Raw genomic sequence first — 16,465 nt, forward strand, 5'->3', positions numbered from 1 at the left:
TTCCCGCCGTGACCGCCGGACCCGACTCGCCTCCGTTGAATCTTCCATGGACCAGCCCGATGGTGAGGTGGTCTGCTCAACGAGTACCACACCACGCCACCCCAACGACTTCTCCAGCCACAAGAAACACCCCGATCAGCGGCCTGATCGGGGTATTGACACCCTTCAGGCATGCCGAAGGCCACCCGGCAGCACCACCCGGCCCGAGACGATCGCCGACCTCATTCTGCGAGCTGCGCCCCCGCGTGGCTCAATGTGCCTGGTTCGCCGGTGTAGCCCTCGTGAACGAGGGAGACTCCTCGCGGGGGATCGATCTCGGTGGCGCGCATGAAATCCAAGAAGCGAGCCGCGACGGGCGAGAGGTTCTGAGAGCAGTGGTACATCACGCCGGTGACCCTGGTTGCTCCCGGAGAATCCATGGGTACCGCGACCAGATCATCCAGACCGAAACCCTGCAACTCAAAGGCCGGCAGAGCTGCCACGCCCACTCCGGCCCGCAGCAGCCCGCGGATCGTCGCCGCGCTACAGGCATTGAAGTGGTGGCTCACCGAGATCGAGTACCTGCTGAACGCAGCGTCGGTGATCGCTCGGATGCTGGTTCCGGGCCGCGTTGCGACCACGGTCTCACCATTGAAGTCCGCCCACGAGATGGAACTCTGCGCCGACCAAGGATGGCTGTGGTGCGCGACGCCGTAGAACTGTTCCCGCAGCAGTGGTGTGAAGCACAAGCCGTCCGGCAGGTCACCGTGGGCGGTCAAGCCGAGTTCGACAGTCCCACCTTCGAGGCGTTCGACAACTTCATCCGCGGCACCGTCGATGATCTCGAACTCCACCTCGGGGTGATCCAGCATGAAGCCGCGCATCATGTCCGGCAGCACAGCCGCCGCGAGCGACGGAAGCGCGGCTACGGCGATGGTTCCGGACTGGGCCGCCACGTACGACATGAAGCGGCTCAGTCGCATGTCCATGTCGTCGAGGACGGCGCCCGTCATGAGGAGAAAGGCATGCCCCGCGGCCGTGATGTCGAGCTGCCGAGTGGTTCGGTCGAACAACCGCACCCGCAGGAGACGTTCGACTTCCTTGATCCGTCTGCTGAGGACTGACTGAGAGATGTGCTCTGCTGCGGCTGCTTTCGTGAAACTGCCGGATGCGGCGAGTGTCCGGACTGCGCGAAGCTGCTGCAGCGTCAGGTCAGGGATCGGCAATGGCTCCACCTCTTGCCGCATACTCGGGTGGATGTGGCAATCATGACTGAGCCTGCGGTCCGGCGGCGTAGGAGCCGTTGTCGGCGTGCCCGGCCAGCGCCGAGCGCTTGACCGTTTCCCGCGGCATGCCGCAGGGCACAGGGGTGGCGGACAACAACGGCTGACGGCCACGGCAGGCACTGGATACGACCACCTGATCGTTGATCACCGTGCAGAGTGCCATCAGACGAGTGTTCAGTTCTTCGCTCACACATCAAGCTGAACGCCCTCCTCCCACGCCTGCGGACCGACCTCAGTTCACGCGATCTTCACGCGATCAACCGCCTAGTTCGGCCTTGAGCGCACGTGGTTCGCGATCGCCGCGTCGTCGTTCGCGCCGTACATGTCGTCGATCAGCGTTGCGAACGAGTCCACGACGGCATTGCGCTTGATCTTGCCGTTCGCAGTCCGCTCGCCGCGCTCGACTTCCAGGGACCGCGGCAGAACGCGAAAGTCCTTCAACTGCTCTACGCGCGCGAGGTCCGCGTTGACCCGAGCGACCTCCGCTCGCAGGCGTTCGGCCAGCACCTCTGCCGACCGGGCGCCTGCGGTTGTGCTCGGCTCGAGCAGGACGGTGAGGTACTTGCGGGCGTCGCCGACGACGATCGCTTCGTTGATCAGCAAGCTCTCCTTCAACCGGGTTTCGATGGGCTGAGGATTGATCGTTTTGCCGCCTCGGGTGATGATCACGTCCTTCTTCCGGCCGATGAGCCGGATGTCCCCGCGGCGTGCGCGCTCCATCAGGTCACCGGTGCGGAACCAGCCGTCCTGGTAAGCAGCCTCGGTCTCCGCCGGGTTGCGCCAGTATCCGTCGAAGAGCAACGGCGCGCGGAGCAGCATTTCGCCATCGTCCGCGACTTTCACCTGGAACCGTGGGTCCGGGAATTCCCTGCCGATGAAGCCCGGACGAGGGAATGGCTGGTCGAAATGAGCGATGGGGCACCCGGCGGTCTCGGTGAGACCGTAGTTCTCGCGGAGATCGAGCCCCCAGATCTGCCAAATCGCGATGACGCTTTCGGGCATCGCGGCAGATGCGGTGTAGGCGACGCGGATGCGATCCATTCCGACGGTTGCCCGCAGTGGCAAGAACACCCAACGAAGTGCGGCAGCGTACGCGATCCGCAGCGGTACCGAGGGCCGACGACGGGACCAGCGGCGTTCGGCTACTCTGCGGCCGGCCCACATGGCGGCGCCATAGACGTAGCGACGACGTCGCGGCCAGACCTCCGTCTGTGCGATCAGTTCGCCGGCGATCTTCTCGTAGAACCGCGGCGGCCAGAGCACTGCTGTCGGCCGCACCGAACGCAACACGTCTTCGTAGTCACCAATGCGGCAGTATGTGACCACCAGCCGTGAGAGCAGCGGCGCGAACACCGACACCAACGCCGGCGCCACGTGGGCCAACGGCAGGAAGCCCACGGCATCGTGCTCGTGGCGGAGGATCTGCGGGTAGAGGCCGACGAAGGTCTGAACCGCGTGCTGAAGCGTGCGGTGCGTGTGGGTGACGCCTTTCGGAATTCCCGTGGATCCCGACGTGTAGAACAGCACCGCGGCATCGTCGAGGGAGCCGCCGGCGACCAGCTCGGACAGAGGATCGGCGCTGTCGTCGGCGTACTGTGTTCCTTCTTCGCACAGCGCTTCCCACGTTGCCCTTTTGATCACCTCGGGCAGCTCCGGCGGAGTGGCGTCGATTCCGACCACGAGCCGCAGCTTCGGTGTGTGTGCGGCGACCTCCGCCACCTTGCTGAGCTCCGTCGTCGTCTCGCCGATGAAGGCGACGGCCTCGCTGTGGGCGAGGAGTTGCTCGATCTCGGCAGGTGAGTTGGTCGGATAGACGCCGATCACGACGCCGCCGGCACTCTGCACGGCCAGCGCGGCGAACACCCACTCCGGGCGTGCGCTGCTCATCACCGCGACGCGATCGCCGTGCCGCACACCGTGCGCGACCAGGCCGAGCGCGAGATCTTGCACGCGATCCCGGTACGTTCGCCACGTGATCGCCTGCATGGCCCCATCCCGCCAGTAACGCAGCGCGACGGCGTCGGGTTCCCTGTTCGCGCGATCGAGCAGCAGCCCCGGTAGCGTCCGGGTTGGCTCGAAAATAGTCAGATCCATGACACGGCCTCTCTTCCAGAGCCGACAAGCCCGGGCCCGATGAGATTCATGCGGCACTCTCCCCGAGGTGCAGGAAGTCACCTCGGTACCACGTCACCGGCTTGCCGCTGCCTGTCCGCGCGTCGTGTACCCGGCCGATGAGGATCACGTGATCTCCGCCGGGTACGGCTTGCTCCAGTTCGCAACGGATGACTGCCGCCGCATCGGGCAGGAGCGGGTGACCCCACTCATCGAATGCGAAGGCTCCGTACGCGAACTTGTTCTCACCTTTTGTCGCGAACTTGATCGCCAACTCGGCGTGCGCGGGAGTCACGATGTTGACGATGAACCGCTCGGCCGCCATGAAGACGGGAGAGCAGTCCGCTCCTCGGTCCAGGCACACCAGGACGAGCGGCGGATCGAGTGACAGCGCCGCGAAGGAACTCGCGGTGAACCCGTGCAGCGTGCCTGACGCGCTTCGCGTCGTCACGATCGTCACGCCGGAGGGGAAGCGGGCCAACGCCGAGCGGAAGGCGGCCGGGTCCAGCCCTTGAAATCGATCAACCACGATATCCCTCGCGGGCAGCTCGGGCGGCAGGGTTGTTGAAGACTGTGCGCGCGTCGGCGACCGTGACGCGGAGCTGCTCTTCAACCGGCCAACGGGAAGTCCCTGAGCGCAGGGCCCGTTTCAGCGCCGCGAACACGGCAGGTGGTTTCGCCGCTGCCGCCCGCGCGTCCGCCATCGCGGTCGCGAGCAGGTCGTCCTGCTCGACCACCTGGTCGACGATGCCCATCCGCTCCGCGTCGAACGCGTCGACGGGCTCTCCGCTCAGCAGGAGGCGCCGGGCCGCGCGGTCACCCAGGACCTCGCGCACTCGAGTGATCCCCTTCACGGCCGGCAGCATCCCGTGGTTGACCTCGGGGAAGACGAAACGCGCCTCAGTCGACGCGTACACCTTGTCGGCGAACAGGGCCATTTCGATGCCGCCACCGACGCACCAGCCGTTGACCGCACACACCAGCGGCCGGGCAAAGTCCTCCAGAGCGCAGAGCAGCGCGTGAAACGAGGCCATCCGCTCGACCATCGAATCGGCCCCGAAGCCGATGGCTTCCTTGATGTCGCCACCCGCGCAGAAGAAGCGCTCACCAGCTCCCGTCAAGACCACCGCGGGGGTGCCGGGGCCGTCGGCGAGGGTTTCCAGCGTCGTTGTCAGCTCGCTGACGAGCGAGTTGCTGAGCGCGTTCGCCGGCGGGTGGTTCAGGGTGAGTACCACCACGCCGTCCACTTCGTCGGACGCGTGCACAGCGCTGGGCGCTGTGTTGTGCGAGGCAATGCTCATGCTCGCCTTCCCTCAGTTCGCCGGTCCGCCGGCGGTGCGAGCGGAGGGGAAGTCCACGGGGCGCTTCTCCCGGAAAGCCTGGCGTGCTTCGGCGTAGTCGGCACCGGCGAAGTCGAGGATCTCGAGTGCCGAGGACAGCTCGTGCTGGGGCATCGCGTTGGTGAGCCAGGCGTTGAGCGCACGCTTGGTGAAACGGAGCGCCTGCTGGGAACCGCGGGCCAGCCGGGACGCGACCTCGAGCGCGCGGGGCAGCACCTGCTCGCGGGGAACGGACAGGCTCACGAGCCCGATCCGCTCGGCCTCGGCGCCCGTCAGCTTCTCGGAGGTGAGCACGTAGTACTTGGTCTTGGCCATGCCGACAAGCAACGGCCAGATGAGCGCGGCGTGGTCGCCGGCGGTCACACCGACCTTGGTATGGCCTTCGATCAGCACCGCGTCGTCCGCGGCGATGCTGATGTCGGCGAGAAGCGCGGTCGACAGCCCGTAGCCGACCGCGGGGCCGTTGATCGCGGAGATGATCGGCTTCTCGATGCGCAACATCGTCGCGACCCGCTTGCGTTCGGTCTCCAGCATCGCGAGCGCATCCTGGGGCGTGGGATCGGGCTGAGCGACGTCCATCCCGGTGCAGAAGGCTTTGCCGGCCCCGGTGATGACCACGACCCGGGTCTGGTCGTCGCGCTCGACGTCGGCCCAGATCTGGTTCATCTCCTCGAACATCGGCAGGGTGAGCGAGTTGTACCGGTCGGGTCGGTTGATCGTGATCTGGAGGATGCCGTTGTCGTGGCGTTCGGTGAGGACGTTGCCGGTGCCGTGCTGGTAGAGGGTGGTCATCGGCTGGTCTCCTTGGGGTGTGTGGGGTTGTGCGTGTCGTTGAACTGGCGGAGTGCTTCTTCGTGAGCGGGGCGGGCGGCTCGGATCTCGGCGAGGATGTCGTCGGCCGAGCGCACGACGTTGCGGGGGTGCTTGAAGCGGGGGATGACGTACTTGCCGAAGAGTTCGATCGAGCGCATCAGCTGGTCGTGGGGCAGGCTGTCGACACGCAGGACGAGCGCTTCGACGCCCATGTCCGCGTATCGCTGTACGTGTTCGATGCAGTGCTCGGGGTCGCCGACCATGAAGCCCTGGGAGCGTTCGAACATGTACTCTTCGTCGTTGAAGTCGATGTCCTTGACAGCGCCCATGTAGGCGTAGTCCTTCGACAGCTTCGACAGGCGCTCATATGCGTCGGTGGACAGCTTGGCCATCTCGAACAGGGGCTTCGCCTCGAGGCGGGCCTGGGCAGTGGTCTCGGCGCAGTGCATACCACCGGCGACCGCGACCATCTTGCGCGGCGTGATCGGGTAGGGGTGGTTGGTGGCGGCGAGAGTGTCGTCGTAGAGCTTGACCATGTTCTCGACGAGGTCGAACCCGAGGTAGAGGCCGCCCATGATGGCGCCGATACCCATCGAGGCGGCCGTCTCGACCGAGCTCGGGCTGCCGGCGGCAGCCGAAATGGGCGGGTAGGGACCCTGCAGGGGCTTGGGGACCAGGCTGCGCGGCGGAACCTTGTAGTGCTCGCCCACGTACGAGAACACGTCGTTGAGGAACGCGCTCCGGATCAGCTCGATGCCCTCACGCCACTGAGCCTTGTTCTCGGAAGGGTCCACCTCAAACGCGCGCAGGGCGAGCGTGGTGTTGCCGCGCCCGGTACCAAGCTCGACACGGCCGTTGGACAGGATGTCCTCGGTCGCCACACGCTCCGCGACGCGCAGGGCGTGGTTCATCCGTGTCGGCAGCAGTGTGACGAGGTGGATGAAGCGGATCCGGCTGGTGAGAGCCATCAGGTACGGGTAGAGCACCTCCGGAGCGGAGACCGAGGCCGTTCCGAGGGCGACGTGCTGCTCGGAACTGCCGAAGGCGTCGAAGCCGACGCGCTCGGCGAGCAGTACCTCCTCGACCAGTTCCCGGTAGCGGTGCTCATGTGTGAGCCCGACCGGGGTGTCCCCCTCGGTCATGAGGATGAAGTCCATACCGACCCTTCCGTCGAATGTTATTCGCCGATAACGTAGGACGCGGCACAGCCCAGGTCAAGGCCCCAGGAAGAGCGACAAGCGTTAGCTCTGATTAACGTGCGCGGGCCTGGACTGCGGACCTCTCCCCATCCGTCGAGTAGTGACGCATCCGCGAGGTGCTGGCCGAGCAGACACAGGAGGAGGAGTGACCACACGTGAGCGAGTTGCGGATTGAGCGTTTGACCTCGCCTGACATCGCGAGCGCCATCGCGAGCGGTATGCGTACGGCGGTCTTGCCGCTGGGCGCCACGGAGCAGCACGGCGCGCACCTGCCGATGTCGGTCGACAGTGACCACGCCGATCGACTGGGTGTCCTTATCGCCGAGCGGCTTGGCGACGCGCTCGTGCTACCGACGGTGCGGATCGGCTGCTCGTCGCACCACCTCGGCTTCGCCGGAACGCTCTCGCTGCAGGCCGAGACGCTCGAGGCGATCTGCGCCGACTGCTGCGCCAGCCTTGCCGCGCACGGCTTCCGCCGGGTGCTGATCTTCTCGGCGCATATCGGCAACTACCCGGTGCTCAGTGACATCGAGCCGAAGCTCACCGCGCGGCTTCCCTCCGACCTGGATGTCATCACGTTCGCAGACTCGGCAGCGGTCCTCCGCGCGTGGCGCGATGCTGCTCGACGCGTCGGCGGCCTCGCCGACCACGTCGGAGGCCATGCCGACGTCGCCGAAAGTTCGATCATGCTAGCCGTGCGGCCGGACGCCGTGAGGAACGATCGCGCCGCCGCAGGTTTCACCGGGTCCATGGATGACGCGTTGCTGGCCCGCGTATTCACTGACGGTGTCAAGGCAGTCGCACCCAGCGGGGTGCTCGGTGATCCGCGCGGCATGTCGTCTGAGCTGGGCTTCGCCTGTCTGACCGCGGTGGCCGACCTGCTCGCGGAACACGCAATGGCACGTTATCGGCCGCTCACCTAGACTAGACTTTACATGTGTCGAGCTCACCTACCCCCCGTACCGCATCTCCCCGCGCCACCCGTCGGCAGGTGCTGATCAAGGTCGCCGGAGAGTTGTTCAACGAGCGTGCCTTCGATGCGGTCACCACTGAGATGATCGGCGCGCGTGCCGGTGTGACCGGCCCCGCGCTCTACCGGCACTTCCCGAGCAAGCAGGCGTTGTTGATCGCTGTGCTAGAGGATCCGCTGAACGAACTGCTGGCTCATGCCCGCAAGACGGCGGCCGAGGTGACGGATCCACGCAAGGCCCTCGAAGAGATGATCGATTACCACGTCAAACGCAGTCTCCAGAACGTTCCGTCCACGCTGGTGTTCCTGAAGAACGAACACAACGTCCCCGAGGACGAACGCCATCGCATGCGGCGCATGATGCGTCTCTATGCCGAAGAATGGAGCGGACTGGTCACCCGGCTGCGGCCCGACCTGTCAGACGCGCAGACCCGCGTTCTCACACATGCCGTCTTCTCGATGATCAACGCACTGCCCCAGTTCAACAGCGGCCTCGATCCCGACATCGTCGCGACGACCATCCGCACCGCCGCGCTCAACGCGCTATTGATCCCCGCAGAGGCGATCTGACAAGAAGAGCGGTCTTTGCGGCGTCGAGGCCCGTAGCCGCTGACCTGATCCATGCCGGGGCTGGTGACCGGGAGGTGACACGGTGTGAGCACGGCGATCGCGTCGCAGTGATGAGCAGCGCACGCCCGGAATGGGCCTTCGCCGCACTGGCAGTGCAGAGTGTCGGCGGCGTGGTGGTCGGCGTCTACCCGGCCAGCTCGCCCGCCGAGATCGAGCAGATCCTGGCACACAGCGAGGCAGTGGCCTTCATGGGCGAGACAACTACGGAGCTCAACAAGGTGGCGGAGATCGCGGCCCGCACACCGAAGCTGCGGCTCGTCGTCGGCATGGACACCGCCCCGTCGGCGCTACCTGAGAAAATCACTGGGACAACGTGGGAGAAGCTGCGCACAGAAGGAGCGCGGCCAGACCGTCGTCGGCCTCTATCCGGAGCTCGACAGCCGTGAGCATCGCACGAACGCAGGCTTGGCCCCGGGCGCGCCGGTACGCCTACAAAGGCGCGATGTGGGTCGGTCGCCGCATGGCCGAGCGCCGTTGGTCCAGTGGTCATCCCTCGGTATTGCTGCGGATCGCATAGACCGGAGTGCTTCACCGTGTCTTCCTGCCGTTGCGGGCAAGCGTCGGATTGGACCGCCTTCGCGTCGCTTTCACCGCCTCTGCCGCGACGCCCGAGAACGTCATCGCGCTGTGGCAGATCTGGGGGCTGGATCTGCGCGAAAGCTATGGCCTCACCGAAACAGCTGGCTGCCCCGTTGCTCATTTCGACCAGACGTTTCCTCGCCCGGGATGTATTGGTCGCGAATTCTCGGACCCACGCTTCCAGGTCGGGTTGGCCGTGGCTCCTACGTCTGCTGACGCGTATACAGCAATGGATGGACGCATACGGCTCCCGATCTGACACGGCAACAGGTCCGAGCAGCGCAAGCCGGCGCCGCGGCGCAGACTCGGTGAGCGGGCTGCAGGCACGACGACCACAGATCATCTCCGGCTTCTGCCATGGCCCGAGCAGTTCGGTTTCCCGGACCGCTCTGCGGCTTGAGTCGTTCGGCAATGCTGACTTAATTCCATTCCTGCGCGCCACTCCCAGACCATGTCTCTTCTGCATCCATGCTTGTGGAATTTGAATGAGTCCAGTCGTATCAGTTCATTGCGCGTCTGTGTACGACGGGTCAGAGTCAGCACATGCGAAGTGCATCGAGTGTGTGCGTACGCAGTTCCTGCTGACCCACGAGGTATGGCATGCGATCGGCGGCGCTCCATCAACGCGCCCCATCATCCGATGGCCATCCCGCAGTCGTCGAATCAGCAGTCACCGACGAGGTAGCCCTGACGCCTGCGCCGCTTGAACCCACAGAGATTGGGGCTTCAGCCCTCTGACGCAGCACCGGGCACCGGCGACTATCGACCTCGCCATAGTGCCTCGGAGCCTGACCGGACGGACGGGTTCCAGTCAGTACCCACCTTCTGATCGCGCCGAGCAACGTGACGGCGCCGACCTCGCGCGGTGAGGGCGGCCGAACGGCGCACCTTCCATCCTGGTGTGACAAGGAGAGTCAATGACGACGGCACAACGTTCCGAAAAGACGATCAGCTTGAGGTCCGCCCGGCGTGCATCGCTGGCGGGCGGCGTCGGGACACTGATCGAGTACTACGACTTCAGTGTCTATGGGTTTCTGACGCTCACCATCGGACCGTTGTTCTTCCCCAGCGACAATCCGACGGTCTCAACCCTGTCCGCGCTCGCGGTGTTCGCGTCGTCCTACCTCATCCGTCCGCTCGGTGGCTGGTTCTTCAGTCGCCTCGGCGACCGCCGCGGCCGCCGGACAGCCCTCGTCGCGACGATTGTGATGATGGGGGCGGCGTGCGGCGTGATGGGTCTGCTGCCCACCTACGGACAGATGGGAGTCGCCGCGACGATCGCTATCGTCGTCGTGCGACTCGCCCAAGGGTTCGCTGCCGGTGGTGAGATCGGTGGGGCTGCCACCTACATCGCCGAGCTGGCGCCGCCCGGCAAGCGGGGTTTCTACGGATCGACGGTTTCGATGGGGTCCACTCTCGGGTTCGCCGTGGCCGCCGGCGTCGTAGGGCTGGTCCGTCTGCTGGTTCCGGCCGACCAGATGGCAACGTGGGGCTGGCGGATTCCGTTCCTCCTCTCGCTGGTCCTCACTGTGGTGTGTCTGCAGGCCCGGCTGCGGGTCGAGGAGTCGCCTCAATTCCAGGAGCTGAAGGAGAAGGCCGCGATCGTACGCAGTCCGATGCTGGCCGCTCTGCGTAGCCACCCGCTGTCGGTTGCCCGCGTGGCGGGCCTGGCTATCGCGTTCAACGGCACCGGCTACTTCGGCGTTGCCTACTTCGCCATCTTCCTGCAGGAGGAAGGATTCTCCGCCACAGGCGTCGCCTGGACCTCAGCGTTGTGCATCGCCTTGGCCACCTTCACCTATCCATGGGCGGGCAAGTTGACGGATCGCTACGACCGCAAACCAATCCTGCTGGCGTCCTACATCATCTTCGCCGTCATCGCTTGGCCGGTCTTCGCACTCCTCATCGCGGCGACCAACCTCTGGGCCGTCGGGGCCGTCTATCTGGTCTTCATGTTCTTCACGGGGTGGGCGCAGGTACCTACGTGGCCGTTGGCCACGGAGCTGTTTCCGGCAAGCGTGCGCTACTCAGGCATCGCGATCGGCTACAACCTGGGCGTGATCATCGGCGGCATCACGCCACTCGTCGCCGCTGCCCTCGTGGCCGGCACCGGAAGCAGAACCAGCCCCGTCTACTGGATCCTCGCCGTAGCGCTCATCGGAGTGATCACCGTCGTGCGACTGCCGAAGACCGCGTCGAAGCCGCTACCCGCCTAAGCGGACGGCCAGGTCCACGATCTCCTGCAACACTGTGCGGAAGCCGCCGGGGTGCAGGAGATCGTCGAGCCTGCGGATACCACAACCGCGGCGAATCAGCCTGCATGTCGACCGTGCGCTGTCCGCGGGCGGGCCGTGCTCCTCCGTCCGACTTCCCATCCCGTCGTATTCACTGCACCGGCAACCGGTTGAGAACTCTTTGGTGAGGTGAGGCTGCCGATCCACCCGAGGAAGAGTGCCGCTGGCACGGACACCATGCCCGCGTTGTAGTACGGATACCAGTTGAAACTCAATTCCGGCCATAGTGAGTTCTTGGTACCGGTGACGACGGGTGAGGAGACCCTGAGCACGAGGGACAGCAGCAGTCCCCCATAGACGGACCAGAGAAGCCCCCGGCGATTGAACTTGGGCCAGAAGAAAGTGTAGATCAGCGCCGGGAATACACCCGACGCAGCAACGCAGAGAGCGAAGATGACCAGGGACTCGACCAGATAGCGGCTGATGGGTGTGGACAGCGACAGGCTCACGGTGACCAGGACGACGCAAGCATGCCCCAGACAAGGCCGAAGCTGATGTGCCCGTACACATGAACCGCGGGAACGGCGGTCAGCAAGGACAGCGCGATGCCGACGGCAAGAGGGACGGTGTTGGCGGCAAGGAATGCACGCCGGGCACGACGCGTGGTTTCGCGGAGACTTTCACCGTGTCGCAGTCGGCGGGCATCGAGCGATGGGTCCGGTGCCGGCGGGCGATCGGGTGAGGGTGAGGAGAAGACGGGGTGCACGGAAACCTTCCGGGCTTCGAGGGTGGGTGACTCGGTCGGCGAGTGTTGGTACCTCGGACGCGCGGGTCGTTCCGGCGCGCAAAAGGTCTGGGATCTGGCCGACGGCCGGGGGAGGGGTGCGAACAGAAATGTCAATGGCATCCGGCGTCTCGGTCTGGGGCACGGCGGAGGCCGACCCGCTACCGGACTGACCGCTACCGCGGCCCGTAGATCACTACGGTGTTGCCCCATGGGTCCCGGGCCACGGCCCGGACCTCGTGCGGGCCCTGCTCGGGCTCCCGGACTACGGATCCGCCGCCTTGTACGAGGGCGGTGAGCGCCGAGGTGACGTCGGGGACCTTGAACGACGCCGCGGGCACCCCACCGGTGACGTCCTCGGCCGGGCCGGTCAGGGCCAACGTGGTGCTGCCGGCGTCGAGGGCGGCGTAGCGGTCGCCGTCGACGAACTTCGTGGCCAGGCCGAAGGTGTCAGTGTAGAAGCGCACGGCGGCGTCGATGTCGGCCACCGGGTGCAGCACGTTCCCGATCTTCACGAGGTCGAACTCCACGGAATCACTCACCGGACGGCCCCGCAGCACGGCCCGAGCGGAGGGTTCCACCACACCGCGCGCCGCGCGTGGATGTACCACTCGTGCGATCCACCGGAGCTGACGAGCCGGGCCCGATGTCATTCATGTAACGCTCTGCCCGAGGTAGAGGAAATCACCGCGGTACCACATCACCGGCTTGCCGCTGCCTATGCGTGCGTCGTGCACACGACCGATGAGAATGACGTGATCTCCGCCGGGTACGGCTTGCTCCAGCTCGCAGCGGATGACCGCTGCGGCGTCGGGCAGTATCGGGTGTCCGCCCTCGTCGGACTCGAAGCTCCCGTGTGCGAACTTGTCCTCGCCCTTCGTGGCGAACCTCATGGCCAACTTCGCATGCGCGGGCGTCACGATGTTCACGACGAACTGCTCAGCCGCTATGAAAGCTGGGAAGCAGTCCGCTCCTTGGTCCAGACAAACGAGAACAAGTGGTGGATCAAGCGACAGCGCCGCGAAGGAACTCGCGGTGAACCCATGCGGCGTGCCCCCGGCGCTTCGGGTCGTCACGATTGTCACGCCGGAAGGGAAGCGAGCCAACGCCGAACGGAAGGCAGCCGCGTCCAGCCCTTGGACTTGGTCAGCCATTCCACACCTCGTGGGCAGCTCGGGCGGCAAGGTCGTGGTAGCCGCTGAAGGCATCAACGTCGACATCTTCTGCGAGTAGCGCCTCCTCGACCGGCTCTCGGTAGCGGTGGTCACGTGCGAGCCCAGTCGGGATGTCCCCCTCAGTCATGACGATGACGTCCATACCGATCCTTCCTCGAATGTTATTGACGAATAACGTACGGCTTGGCTTGGGAGCGGTCAAGTCTCGGGATGGAGAGATGAAGCGGTTAGTGCGCAGTAACGAAGTGGGAGTCAAGTCAGTCCGGGTCCGCCTGTGCGGCCGTCGGCCGCGGTGTGGCCGGGATCGCTCTGGTTGCGACCCTCCCGTGCGCGCCCGGTCGACCTGCTTTGTTATCACTAGCTAACGCTTGTCGCTCTTCCTGGGGCCTTGACCTGGGCTGTGCCGCGTCCTACGTTATCGGCGAATAACATTCGACGGAAGGGTCGGTATGGACTTCATCCTCATGACCGAGGGGGACACCCCGGTCGGGCTCACCCATGAGCACCGCTACCGGGAACTGGTCGAGGAGGTACTGCTCGCCGAGCGCGTCGGCTTCGACGCCTTCGGCAGTTCCGAGCAGCACGTCGCCCTCGGAACGGCCTCGGTCTCCGCTCCGGAGGTGCTCTACCCGTACCTGATGGCTCTCACCAGCCGGATCCGCTTCATCCACCTCGTCACACTGCTGCCGACACGGATGAACCACGCCCTGCGCGTGGCCGAGCGCGTCGCGACCGAGGACATCCTCTCCAACGGCCGCATCGAACTCGGCACCGGACGCGGCAACACCACCCTCGCCCTGCGCGCCTTCGAAGTCGACCCATCCGAGAACAAGTCCCAGTGGCGAGAAGGCGTCGAACTCATCCGCCGCGCCTTCCTCGACGACCCCTTCTCCTACGTCGGCGAGCACTACAAGATCCCACCCCGCAGCCTGGTCCCCAAACCCCTCCAAACCCCCTACCCACCCATCTCAGCCGCCGCCGGCAGCCCCAACTCCGTCGAAACCGCCGCCACCATGGGCATCGGCGCCATCATGGGCGGCCTCTACCTCGGATTCGACCTCGTCGAAAACATGGTGAAGCTCTACGACACCACACTCGCCACCACCGACCACCCCCACCCGATCACACCACGCAAAATGGTCGCCATCTCAGGCGGCATGCACTGCGCCGAGACAACAGCACAGGCCCGCACCGAAGCCCAACCCCTCTTCGAGATGGCCAAACTCTCCACCGACGCCTACGAACGGCTCTCCAAACTCTCACAGGACTACGCCTACATGGGCGCCGTCAAAGACATCGACTTCAACGACCAGGAGTACATGTTCGAACACTCCCAAGGCTTCATGGTCGGCGACCCCGACCACTGCATCGAACACGTACAGCGCTACGCCGACATGGGCGTCGACGCACTCGTCCTCCGCGTCGACAGCCTCCCCCACCACCAACTCCTGCGCTCCATCGAACTCTTCGGCAAATACGTCATCCCCCACTTCAAAAACCCCCGCAACGTCATCCGCCCCGCCGACGACGTACTCGCCGACATCCGAGCCGCACGCCCCGCCCACCAACAAGCACTCCACCAGTTCCACACCCAGCACAACCCCACACACCCCAAGGAGACCAGCCGATGAGCTCCTTGTCCTTCGAGCCGTTGACCCCGACGTCGTATCTGGATCGTGCCGCTGCGGCGCACGGGGATCGGGTCGCGGTGGTGGACGGGCGGTCCCGGTGGACCTATGCGGAGCTGCGTGATCGGTGTCAGCGGTTGGCGGGCGGGCTGGCCTCGTTGGCCGGGGGGCGTCCGGTGGCGGTGCTGGCGCCGAACACGCATGTGTCGCTGGAGGCGCACTACGGGGTGCCGTGGGCGGGGGTGCCGCTGGTCGCGGTGAACACCCGGCTGTCGGTGGGCGAGGTCGCCTACATTCTGGAGCACTCCAAGGCTTCCGTGCTGATCCAGGACCCGTCGTTCGACGCGTTGGTGGACGAGGCCCTCGCCCGGCTGGACGCCCCACCGCACCGGATCAGGGCGGGGCGGGAATACGAGGATCTGCTGGCCGCGGCGGAGCCGCTGCATCTGACCCCGACCGACGAACGGGCGCTGCTGTCGATCAACTACACCTCGGGGACCACGGGCCGCCCGAAGGGCGTGATGTACCACCACCGGGGCGCGTTCCTCCAGGCCGTGGCGATGGTGGGGCACACCGGACTGACGCCGTCGAGCGTGCACCTGTGGACGCTGCCGATGTTCCACTGCAACGGATGGACGTTCCCATGGGCGGTGACCGCGGCGGCTGGGACGCACGTCTGCCTGCCGAAGGTGAATCCGGCGGAGATCTGGCGACTGCTCCGGGAGGAGGGCGTCACGCACCTCAACGGGGCGCCGACGGTGCTGTCGATGATCGCCTACGCCCAAGAGGCCGCACCACTGGACCGCACGGTGCGGATCGCCACCGGTGGGGCGCCGCCGTCGCCGGCGATCCTGCGGCGGACGGCGGAGTTGGGGTTCGAGGTCACGCACCTGTACGGGCTGACCGAGACTTACGGCCCAGCGATGCTGTGCGACTGGCGCCCGGAGTGGAACGACCGCGGCGCCGCGGCACAAGCGCGGCTCAAGGCGCGCCAGGGCGTCGGGAACATGATCTCGTGCGTGCCGCGGGTGATCGCGGACGACGGCACGGACGTCCCCGCGGACGGTGTCACCACGGGGCAGATCGCGTTGCGGGGCAACAACCTCATGCTCGGCTACCTCGACGACCCGGAGGCCACCCTGGCAGCGGTGCCGGACGGATGGTTCCGGACCGGGGACATCGGCATCCTGCACCCCGACGGGTACGTGGAGCTGCGTGACCGCTCGAAGGACGTGATCATCTCGGGTGGGGAGAACATCGCCTCGGTCGAGGTGGAGCAGGCGATCATGGACCATCCGGCGGTACTGGAGGTGGCGGTGATCGCGGTGCCGGACGAGCACTGGGGTGAGGTCCCTGCCGCCTATGTGAGCCTGCGGGAAGGCGCTACGGCCACCGAGGCGGAGATCATCGAGCATGTGAAGGGCAGGCTGGCCCGGTTCAAAGCGCCGAAGACGGTCACGTTCACCGAGTTGCCGAAGACCTCCACCGGGAAGATCCAGAAGTTCGTGTTGCGGGACAAGGCATGGGCCGGGAGCGAGAGCCGCATCCGGTGAACGACAGGAACGGACCGGCGGCACGCGAGGTTGTCTCAGAGCGTGTCAAACCTCGTGCTTTCACGGTCGGGTCCTCCCCGGGTGTCCGTACCGAAGGCGGTGGTCGCGGGGTGGTCTCCCAGGCTTCACCAGGGGCACAGTCCCTGAATGCGTCCGGTCGCCCCAGGTCTCAGGGCCCGCGGC

The 16,465-nt window shown here is 65.8% G+C and carries 17 protein-coding genes; 6 read left to right on the forward strand and 11 right to left on the reverse strand.

Going from position 1 to position 16,465, the window contains the following annotated elements; translation table 11 throughout:
• Positions 1 to 221 precede the first annotated feature (221 nt).
• The 7 genes from ACZ6TD_RS37680 to ACZ6TD_RS37710 all read right to left on the reverse strand — a co-directional run bounded on the left by ACZ6TD_RS37680 (position 222) and on the right by ACZ6TD_RS37710 (position 6,687).
• Positions 222 to 1,226: a LysR family transcriptional regulator gene (locus ACZ6TD_RS37680; RefSeq protein ID WP_471345285.1), complete on the reverse strand. Its 1,005-nt coding sequence runs from the start codon at positions 1,224 to 1,226 to the stop codon at positions 222 to 224.
• A 19-nt stretch (positions 1,227 to 1,245) separates the two neighbouring features.
• On the reverse strand, positions 1,246 to 1,455 hold the full coding sequence (locus tag ACZ6TD_RS37685) for a hypothetical protein (protein WP_471345287.1): 210 nt from the start codon (positions 1,453 to 1,455) through the stop codon (positions 1,246 to 1,248).
• Positions 1,456 to 1,529: 74 nt separating this feature from the next.
• Positions 1,530 to 3,359, reverse strand: coding sequence for an AMP-dependent synthetase/ligase (locus ACZ6TD_RS37690; RefSeq protein ID WP_471345289.1), 1,830 nt, complete (start codon positions 3,357 to 3,359; stop codon positions 1,530 to 1,532).
• A 46-nt stretch (positions 3,360 to 3,405) separates the two neighbouring features.
• A complete protein-coding gene (locus tag ACZ6TD_RS37695) occupies positions 3,406 to 3,906 on the reverse strand; it encodes a flavin reductase family protein (protein WP_471345291.1) in 501 nt (166 codons plus the stop codon).
• Entirely contained in the window at positions 3,899 to 4,678 is a 780-nt protein-coding gene (locus ACZ6TD_RS37700) for an enoyl-CoA hydratase/isomerase family protein (RefSeq protein WP_471345293.1), read from the reverse strand. Before ACZ6TD_RS37700 ends, ACZ6TD_RS37695 begins: the two co-directional genes overlap by 8 nt.
• A 12-nt stretch (positions 4,679 to 4,690) precedes the next feature.
• The gene (locus ACZ6TD_RS37705) at positions 4,691 to 5,509 is read right to left on the reverse strand and encodes an enoyl-CoA hydratase/isomerase family protein (protein WP_471345295.1); all 819 of its coding nucleotides are present in this window, start codon (positions 5,507 to 5,509) and stop codon (positions 4,691 to 4,693) included.
• A complete protein-coding gene (locus ACZ6TD_RS37710; protein ID WP_471345297.1) occupies positions 5,506 to 6,687 on the reverse strand; it encodes an LLM class flavin-dependent oxidoreductase in 1,182 nt (393 codons plus the stop codon). Before ACZ6TD_RS37710 ends, ACZ6TD_RS37705 begins: the two co-directional genes overlap by 4 nt.
• Before the next feature lie 197 nt (positions 6,688 to 6,884).
• Between ACZ6TD_RS37710 and ACZ6TD_RS37715 the strand changes: the two genes are divergently transcribed.
• The 4 genes from ACZ6TD_RS37715 (at position 6,885) to ACZ6TD_RS37730 (ending at position 11,124) form a co-directional block, all read left to right on the forward strand.
• Positions 6,885 to 7,652 carry a creatininase family protein gene (locus tag ACZ6TD_RS37715; protein ID WP_471345299.1) on the forward strand — a complete coding sequence of 256 codons (768 nt, stop codon included), beginning with the start codon at positions 6,885 to 6,887 and terminating at the stop codon, positions 7,650 to 7,652.
• A gap of 68 nt (positions 7,653 to 7,720) precedes the next feature.
• Positions 7,721 to 8,269, forward strand: a complete 549-nt coding sequence (locus ACZ6TD_RS37720) for a TetR/AcrR family transcriptional regulator (RefSeq protein WP_471345301.1) — start codon at positions 7,721 to 7,723, stop codon at positions 8,267 to 8,269.
• A complete protein-coding gene (locus tag ACZ6TD_RS37725) occupies positions 8,266 to 8,715 on the forward strand; it encodes an AMP-binding protein (protein WP_471358408.1) in 450 nt (149 codons plus the stop codon). The genes ACZ6TD_RS37720 and ACZ6TD_RS37725 overlap by 4 nt, the downstream gene beginning before the upstream one ends.
• Positions 8,716 to 9,825: 1,110 nt before the next feature.
• The gene (locus ACZ6TD_RS37730; RefSeq protein WP_471345303.1) at positions 9,826 to 11,124 is read left to right on the forward strand and encodes an MFS transporter; all 1,299 of its coding nucleotides are present in this window, start codon (positions 9,826 to 9,828) and stop codon (positions 11,122 to 11,124) included.
• 95 nt (positions 11,125 to 11,219) lie between these two features.
• Here ACZ6TD_RS37730 and ACZ6TD_RS37735 read toward each other — a convergent pair whose 3' ends face one another.
• The 4 genes from ACZ6TD_RS37735 to ACZ6TD_RS37750 form a co-directional block, all read right to left on the reverse strand.
• Complete coding sequence (locus ACZ6TD_RS37735; protein ID WP_471345305.1) at positions 11,220 to 11,651, reverse strand: hypothetical protein; 432 nt, start codon at positions 11,649 to 11,651, stop codon at positions 11,220 to 11,222.
• 451 nt (positions 11,652 to 12,102) lie between these two features.
• A complete protein-coding gene (locus tag ACZ6TD_RS37740) occupies positions 12,103 to 12,468 on the reverse strand; it encodes a VOC family protein (protein WP_137964903.1) in 366 nt (121 codons plus the stop codon).
• A gap of 111 nt (positions 12,469 to 12,579) precedes the next feature.
• Positions 12,580 to 13,080 carry a flavin reductase family protein gene (locus tag ACZ6TD_RS37745; RefSeq protein ID WP_137964902.1) on the reverse strand — a complete coding sequence of 167 codons (501 nt, stop codon included), beginning with the start codon at positions 13,078 to 13,080 and terminating at the stop codon, positions 12,580 to 12,582.
• Positions 13,073 to 13,243, reverse strand: coding sequence for a hypothetical protein (locus ACZ6TD_RS37750; protein ID WP_471345307.1), 171 nt, complete (start codon positions 13,241 to 13,243; stop codon positions 13,073 to 13,075). Before ACZ6TD_RS37750 ends, ACZ6TD_RS37745 begins: the two co-directional genes overlap by 8 nt.
• Positions 13,244 to 13,550: 307 nt before the next feature.
• Here ACZ6TD_RS37750 and ACZ6TD_RS37755 point away from each other — a divergent pair, with 307 nt between their 5' ends.
• Positions 13,551 to 14,732 (forward strand): LLM class flavin-dependent oxidoreductase, encoded by a 1,182-nt coding sequence (locus tag ACZ6TD_RS37755; RefSeq protein ID WP_471345308.1) that lies wholly within the window; start codon positions 13,551 to 13,553, stop codon positions 14,730 to 14,732.
• The gene (locus ACZ6TD_RS37760) at positions 14,729 to 16,282 is read left to right on the forward strand and encodes an acyl--CoA ligase family protein (RefSeq protein ID WP_471345310.1); all 1,554 of its coding nucleotides are present in this window, start codon (positions 14,729 to 14,731) and stop codon (positions 16,280 to 16,282) included. The genes ACZ6TD_RS37755 and ACZ6TD_RS37760 overlap by 4 nt, the downstream gene beginning before the upstream one ends.
• Positions 16,283 to 16,465 lie beyond the last annotated feature (183 nt).

This window comes from Streptomyces yongxingensis, from assembly GCF_055597465.1.

What these genes read in the sequence shown, in the direction of transcription:
- ACZ6TD_RS37680 (WP_471345285.1), bottom strand. Translation starts at nt 1,226, where the DNA reads ATGCGGCAAGAGGTGGAGCCATTGCCGATCCCTGACCTGACGCTGCAG.
- ACZ6TD_RS37690 (WP_471345289.1), bottom strand. Translation starts at nt 3,359, where the DNA reads ATGGATCTGACTATTTTCGAGCCAACCCGGACGCTACCGGGGCTGCTG.
- ACZ6TD_RS37700 (WP_471345293.1), bottom strand. Translation starts at nt 4,678, where the DNA reads ATGAGCATTGCCTCGCACAACACAGCGCCCAGCGCTGTGCACGCGTCC.
- ACZ6TD_RS37705 (WP_471345295.1), bottom strand. Translation starts at nt 5,509, where the DNA reads ATGACCACCCTCTACCAGCACGGCACCGGCAACGTCCTCACCGAACGC.
- ACZ6TD_RS37710 (WP_471345297.1), bottom strand. Translation starts at nt 6,687, where the DNA reads ATGGACTTCATCCTCATGACCGAGGGGGACACCCCGGTCGGGCTCACA.
- ACZ6TD_RS37730 (WP_471345303.1), top strand. Translation starts at nt 9,826, where the DNA reads ATGACGACGGCACAACGTTCCGAAAAGACGATCAGCTTGAGGTCCGCC.
- ACZ6TD_RS37745 (WP_137964902.1), bottom strand. Translation starts at nt 13,080, where the DNA reads ATGGCTGACCAAGTCCAAGGGCTGGACGCGGCTGCCTTCCGTTCGGCG.
- ACZ6TD_RS37750 (WP_471345307.1), bottom strand. Translation starts at nt 13,243, where the DNA reads ATGGACGTCATCGTCATGACTGAGGGGGACATCCCGACTGGGCTCGCA.
- ACZ6TD_RS37755 (WP_471345308.1), top strand. Translation starts at nt 13,551, where the DNA reads ATGGACTTCATCCTCATGACCGAGGGGGACACCCCGGTCGGGCTCACC.
- ACZ6TD_RS37760 (WP_471345310.1), top strand. Translation starts at nt 14,729, where the DNA reads ATGAGCTCCTTGTCCTTCGAGCCGTTGACCCCGACGTCGTATCTGGAT.